Source organism: Streptomyces sp. (assembly GCF_031181705.1).
In the GTDB taxonomy this organism is placed as follows: Bacteria; Actinomycetota; Actinomycetes; order Streptomycetales; family Streptomycetaceae; genus Streptomyces.
In genome coordinates this window covers 5,898-11,730 of the sequence record NZ_JAPSKN010000161.1, presented here as the reverse complement: position 1 = coordinate 11,730, position 5,833 = coordinate 5,898, and the positions used below count along the sequence as shown (strand labels likewise).

The 5,833-nt window shown below is 72.6% G+C and carries 5 protein-coding genes and 1 pseudogene; 1 reads left to right on the top strand and 5 read right to left on the bottom strand.

The features are described from left to right. Nucleotides 1–176 precede the first annotated feature (176 nt). Nucleotides 177–1,115 (bottom strand): diiron oxygenase, encoded by a 939-nt coding sequence (locus tag RIN80_RS23565; protein WP_309097641.1) that lies wholly within the window; start codon nucleotides 1,113–1,115, stop codon nucleotides 177–179. A 168-nt stretch (nucleotides 1,116–1,283) separates the two neighbouring features. Between RIN80_RS23565 and RIN80_RS26615 the strand changes: the two are divergent. Further along, nucleotides 1,284–1,493 (top strand): annotated as a pseudogene (locus tag RIN80_RS26615) (aminobenzoate oxygenase); the annotation flags it as partial. A 159-nt stretch (nucleotides 1,494–1,652) separates the two neighbouring features. Here RIN80_RS26615 and RIN80_RS23555 read toward each other — a convergent pair. The 4 genes from RIN80_RS23555 to RIN80_RS23540 form a co-directional block, all read right to left on the bottom strand. Continuing rightward, nucleotides 1,653–3,131, bottom strand: coding sequence for a penicillin-binding transpeptidase domain-containing protein (locus tag RIN80_RS23555; protein WP_309097640.1), 1,479 nt, complete (start codon nucleotides 3,129–3,131; stop codon nucleotides 1,653–1,655). Then, nucleotides 3,128–4,492, bottom strand: a complete 1,365-nt coding sequence (locus RIN80_RS23550) for an FtsW/RodA/SpoVE family cell cycle protein (protein WP_309097639.1) — start codon at nucleotides 4,490–4,492, stop codon at nucleotides 3,128–3,130. The genes RIN80_RS23555 and RIN80_RS23550 overlap by 4 nt, the downstream gene beginning before the upstream one ends. Nucleotides 4,493–4,544: 52 nt before the next feature. Continuing rightward, the gene (locus RIN80_RS23545; protein ID WP_309097638.1) at nucleotides 4,545–4,964 is read right to left on the bottom strand and encodes an SH3 domain-containing protein; all 420 of its coding nucleotides are present in this window, start codon (nucleotides 4,962–4,964) and stop codon (nucleotides 4,545–4,547) included. Nucleotides 4,965–5,088: 124 nt separating this feature from the next. Next, a partial coding sequence (locus tag RIN80_RS23540; protein ID WP_309097637.1) for a HAMP domain-containing sensor histidine kinase occupies nucleotides 5,089–5,833 on the bottom strand: 745 nt, incomplete at its 5' end.

Below are 5,833 nucleotides of genomic sequence, written 5' to 3'. Positions count from 1 at the left end.
GGTGGGGGGGTCCGTCCTCGGAACGGCGTGATGGTGTTGCGTGCCGACTGACCGTCCGTTGACGCGCCAGCCGCTGCGGGCGGACACCCCGTGGTACGGCCCCTTGCGCCGTCCCGCGGGTGCGGGTGCGTCCCGGCTGCCGCCCGTCCCCGCTCAGCAGCCGGACCCGCGGTCGGTCAGGCCAGCAGGCCCGACGACTTCCACAGGCGGCGGCCCACGCCGCGCAGGACCCCGATGTCGTCGAGGAAGTCCGTGAGCCGCTTGGAGCCGGTCTGCATGACCTCGCGGCGATGGCCGCTGGCCTTGACCTGGGCGAGGGCCTCGCGCTTGTCGAGGCCCACGTTCGTGTAGACCTCCGGGTTCACGAACGCCACCGAGAAGACCCGGGCGAACTCGCCCGAGGTGATGCGGGTGAACTCCTGTGACCACTTGGGGGCCGTCACCATCTGGCGGCGGAGTTCCTCGCGGGCGTAGCGGACATGGCGGGCCTCCTCCACCACGTGGATGCGGGTGACGCCGCGGATCAGGGACTGCACCCGCTCGTCGGGGAACGTGAGGCGCTGCATCCAGTCGAGGACCTCCTCACCCAGCAGGGTCGCCGTGAAGGAACCCGGGGTGGTGGAGATGGTCTTGAACAGGCGGCCCAGTTGCTGGTGGACGCGGCCGACCGGGTACCAGGGCGTGCCGCCGTGGGTGATCAGCCGGGCGAACATCTTGGAGTGGCGGCACTCGTCCTCGATCTCGGTGAGGGCGTAGCGGACGTGCGCGCTGGTCGCGGCCTTGTCGTAGATGTGGCGGACCAGGAGCTGCATCAGGATGATCTCGAACCAGATGCCGAGGGAGGCGAGGGCGGCCGCCTCGTGCTGGGACAGGAGGATGCGCTGCTCCTCGCTCATCCGCTTCCAGAGCGGGGTGTCGTAGAGCGACACGAGCTCCGGGGGCCAGAACCACTTGCCCTCCTCGAAGGGCGCGTCCCAGTCCAGTTCCTTGTCCGGGTCGAAGGAGTGCTTGGCGGAGGAGTCGAGCAGCCGCTGGGCCACCTGCTCCCGGTCCTTGAGCAGGCCCAGGGCGTCGCGCAGGCCGTCGAGCGCGTCGGCTTCCGTCAGGGTCGTCATCGCTGCCACCTCGTTGTGCACACGTCACCGTCCCCACTTATGAGACTGCCTGTCAGTAAGCTCGTCAATCCCTTGCGCGTGACGTGTTGACCCGGCGTCTACTTCGTGTGAGCCTGCCGAACATGTCGAGCTTCGACCAGTACGCCCTGGAAAGGCCGATCCGTACGGCAGGGCGCGATGGTCTGCGCCGCCCGCATCGTGGAGTCCGCCCCCGCCCTGGACGCGAAGCTCTACTCGGCGGCCCGGACGATGGACGAGGCCCGGCACGCCGACATCTACGGCCGTTTCCTGCACGAGAAGATCGGGATGCTGTACCCGATCGACGACAGCCTCCAGTCGCTGTTGGGCGACACCTTGCGGGACTTACCGGAGCTGGGCGACTCCGACCTGGACCTGCTCATCTCCCAGGACGAGGAGATCGCCGGGAAACTGGACGCCGAGCGGTTCGCGGCGCAGGAGCGGGAGCGGGAGCGGGTGGGGGAGGTGAGGGACGCCATCGAAGCCGGGCGGGGTACCGACGGCTGAGCAGCGGGCGGATCAGGAACCGGGCGCACGGTCGCGTGACTTCAGCACCGCCTCCATCACCGCCCGCGCGATCGGCGCCGCGTCGCCGCCGCCGCTGATGTCCCGGCGCTCCTCCTCCGCGTCCTCCACGACGACCGCGACCGCCACGCTCGGCATCAGGTCCCGGGGCCCCTGCGCCCAGGAGATGAACCAGGCGTACGGCATCCCCGAGTTGCCGAGGCCGTGCTGGGCGGTGCCGGTCTTGCCGCCGACCTTCGCCCCGCGGATCGCGGCCCGGCGGCCGGTGCCCTCCTCCACGACCTCGCGCATCAGGGCGCGCAGCCGCACCGCGGTCGAGGGGTACATCGCCTGCCGCACCCCGCGCGAGCCGGCGGTCGCCAGGACGCTCCCGCCCGGCCGGGTCGTGCGCTCCACCAGGTAGGGCTCGCGCACCTGCCCGCCGTTGGCCACGGCCGCCGCGACCATCGCCATCTGCAGGGGTGTGGCGCGGGTGTTGTACTGCCCGATCGACGACAGGGCCAGCTGCGCCCGGTCGAGTGTGGTGTCGAAGGTGGAGCGGGCCACCGGGAAGGGGATCGCCAGCTCGCCGTTGCCGAAGCCGAAGGCGCGCGCCGTCGCCGTCATGTCCCGTACGCCCACCTCCACGCCGAGCTTGGCGAACACCGTGTTGCAGGAGAGGGTGAACGCCTCGCGCACGGAGGCGTCCGCGCAGCCCCGGGACGCGTTCTTCAGCCGGGTCCTTGTCCCGGGCAGGGTGTACGGGTCGGGGGAGTCGGTCGGCGCGTCGAGGTCCGTGACGACCCCGGCGTCCAGAGCGGCGGCCGCGGTGACGACCTTGAAGGTGGAACCCGGCGGATACGTCTGCCGCACCGCCCGGTTGAGCATCGGCCGGTCCTCGTCCGCGGTGAGCCGCGCCCACGCCCGGGCCGCCGCCGTCCCGTTCCCGGACAGCGGCTGGGGGTCGTAGGAGGGGGCGGAGACCAGGGCCAGGATCCGGCCGGTCGCCGGTTCCACGGCCGCGACCGCGCCCTTGAGGCCCGCGAGCCCCTTGAACGCCGCCCGTTGCGCGGCCGGATCGAGGGTCGTCACGACGTGGCCGCCGGAGCTGCGCGCCCGGGTGAAGTCGTTCCACAGCGGGAACGGCGCGAGCATCGGGTCCGAGCCGGACAGCACCCCGTCCTCGGCGTCCTCCAGCAGCGTCGTGCCGTACAGCTGGGAGGCGAAGCCGGTGACCGGGGCGTACAACGGGCCGTCGGCGTAGGTGCGTTCGTAGCGCAGGTGCTCGCGGGTGTCCTTCGAGCCGGTGACGGGCCGGCCGCCGACCAGGATGTCACCGCGCGGCCGCTCGTAACGGGCGATGTCCGGACGCCGGTTGGCCGGGTTGCGGTCGTACTCCGGGGCCTGGACGACCTGGACGCGGGCGGCGTTCACCAGCAGGGCCACCAGCAGCAGGGCGCAGAAGCAGCCGGCGTGCCGGATGTGCCGGGTCACCGGGGGGCCTGCCCGTCGTCACCGCGCCGGGCCGAGTCGCTCACCCGCAGCAGCAGCGCCACGATCGCCCAGTTGGTGACCACCGACGAGCCGCCCTGGGCCAGGAACGGCATCGCCATGCCGGTCAGCGGGATCAGCCCGGTCACCCCGCCCGCGATCACGAAGACCTGGAGCGCCACGAGCGAGGCGAGTCCGACGGCGAGCAGCCGGCCGAACGGCTCGCGCAGGGCGAGACCCGCCCGGAAGCCGCGCTCCACCAGCAGGCCGTAGAGCAGGATGACGGCGGACAGGCCGGCCAGGCCCAGTTCCTCGCCCGCCGTGGCCAGGATGAAGTCGGACTTCACCGCGAAGCCGATGAGGACGGAGTGGCCGAGGCCGAGTCCCGTGCCGAGCAGGCCGCCCTCCGCGAAGGCGAACAGCGACTGCGCGAGCTGGTTCGCGCCCTCGCCCGCCTCGATCGACGCGAACGGGTGCAGCCAGGTCTCGATCCTGCCGTGCACGTGCGGCTCCAGCCGTCCGACCGCGACCGCGCCCAGCGCCGCCAGCAGCAGCCCCACGGCGATCCAGCCGGTGCGCCCGGTGGCCACGTAGAGCAGGACCACGAACAGGCCGAAGAAGAGCAGCGAGGTGCCGAGGTCCCGTTCCAGGACGAGCACGCCCACGCTCACCAGCCAGACGGCGACGATCGGGCCGAGGACCCGGCCGGTGGGCAGCTGCAGCCTCCAGACGCGGCGGCCGGTGTAGGCCAGCGCGTTGCGGTTCGCGGCCAGGTACGCGGCGAAGAACACCGCCAGCAGCACCTTCGCGAACTCGCCCGGCTGGATGGAGAACCCGGCGACCCTGATCCAGATGCGGGCCCCGTTCACCGCCGGGAACAGGATCGGCAGGGTGAGCAGCACCAGCGCGGCGACGACACAGACGTAGGTGTAGCGCTGGAGGATCCGGTGGTCGCGCAGCAGCAGGACGACCAGGATGAACAGGGTCACCCCCAGCGTCGACCACACCAGCTGCGCCGGTGCCGCCCGGTCGCCGGGGGTCTCCAGGTCGAGCCGGTAGATGAGCACCAGGCCGAGACCGTTGAGCAGCACGCCGATGGGCAGCAGGAGGGGATCGGCGTACGGGGCCCGCAGGCGCACCGCCAGGTGGGCCAGCAGCGCGAGCACGCCGAGCCCGGCGCCGTAGCCGGCGGCACCGGGCGGAAGCGCCCCGTGCCGGGCGAGGCCCACCGCGCAGTAGCCGTACACGGACAGCAGTACGGCCAGGACGATGAGGGCGAGTTCGACGCCCCGGCGCCGGGGGAGGCGGCGGACGGCGGGCGCGGGTGGGTCCGCCGTCGCCACGGTGATTCCGGCCTTGCTCATGTCCGGAACCTACCCAAACAGTGGGTCTTGTGCGCCTTTGGGTGACGGAGTGTCAGCACCAGCGTGGCGCGGGACCGATGTTGTCGATGTAGCGGGCCGCGCCCCAGGCCCAGGTGCCGTCGGTGAGGAGGTACCAGAGCGGGTTGCCCTTCACCTTCTCGCCGCCGGTCTTGCAGAAGATCGAGACGACCTCGCCCTTGTGGGCGTACCGGATGAACTGCGAACCCCGGTTCGGGGCGCTGCGCAGCGCCAGTGTGTCCGCCGTGACGACGCCCTTGTAGAGGTGCTTGCCGTGGTGGCCGTGGTGGCCGCTGTTGCCGCCGGACGGGTCGTGGTGGTGGTTGCCGCCGTTGCCGCCGGTGGCACCGGACGGGTCCCAGTCGTCGTGCGCGGCGGCGGCGGGCGTGACGGCGGCCGCGGCGGCGAGGAAGGCGGCGGCGCCGACTATGCAGAGGCGGGAGCGCAGGGGCATGGGGTTACCTCCATGTGGGGGCGAAGGTGCCGAAGCTGACTAATCGCCACATTAGGAGCGGCCTCGCCGGGGCGCCCCTCACAGTGGGCCATAGGAGGACGCAGAGGAGGACCTGCCCGGGCGCTCAGTCCACCGGCAGTTCCAGCGTCGCCACCGCCCCGCCGTCGGGCGCGTTCGCGAACTCCAGCCGCGCCCCCAGCACCTCCGCCTGCCCCAGCGCGATGGTCAGCCCCAGCCCGTGCCCCCGGGCGCCCCCCTCCGTACGGAACCGCTGCGGCCCGTGCGCCACCAGATACTCCGGGAAACCGTCCCCGTGGTCCCGGACCGTGACCACCGGCCCGTCCACGGTCAGCACCACCGGCCCCCGCCCGTGCTTGTGCGCGTTCGCCACCAGGTTCCCCAGCACCCGCTCCAGCCGCCGCCGGTCCGTCTCCACCGCCGCGTCCCGTACGACGACGACCTCCGTGCCGCTCCCCGCCGCGCGCACCACCCGCTCGGCCAGCGGCCCCAGCCGCTCGGTGTCCAGCTCCAGCCGCTCCCGCCCGGTGTCCAGCCGCGAGATCTCCAGCAGGTCCTCCGTCAGGGTGCGCAGCGCCGCCACCCGGTCGCGCACCAGCTCCGTCGGCCGGCCCGGGGGCAGCAGCTCGGCCGCCGCGTGCAGGCCGGTCAGCGGGGTGCGCAGCTCGTGCGCGACGTCCGCCGTGAACCGCTGCTCGGCGAGCAGCTTGCCCTGCAGCGACGAGGCCATGGAGTCCAGCGCGGCGGCGACCGCGGCCACCTCGTCCTGCGGACGCGCCCAGGCCTTCGGGCGCACGGGGTCGTTGGATCGGGTCGGGTTCTCATGCCAGGCCGGTTTCTTCGGCTGCGCC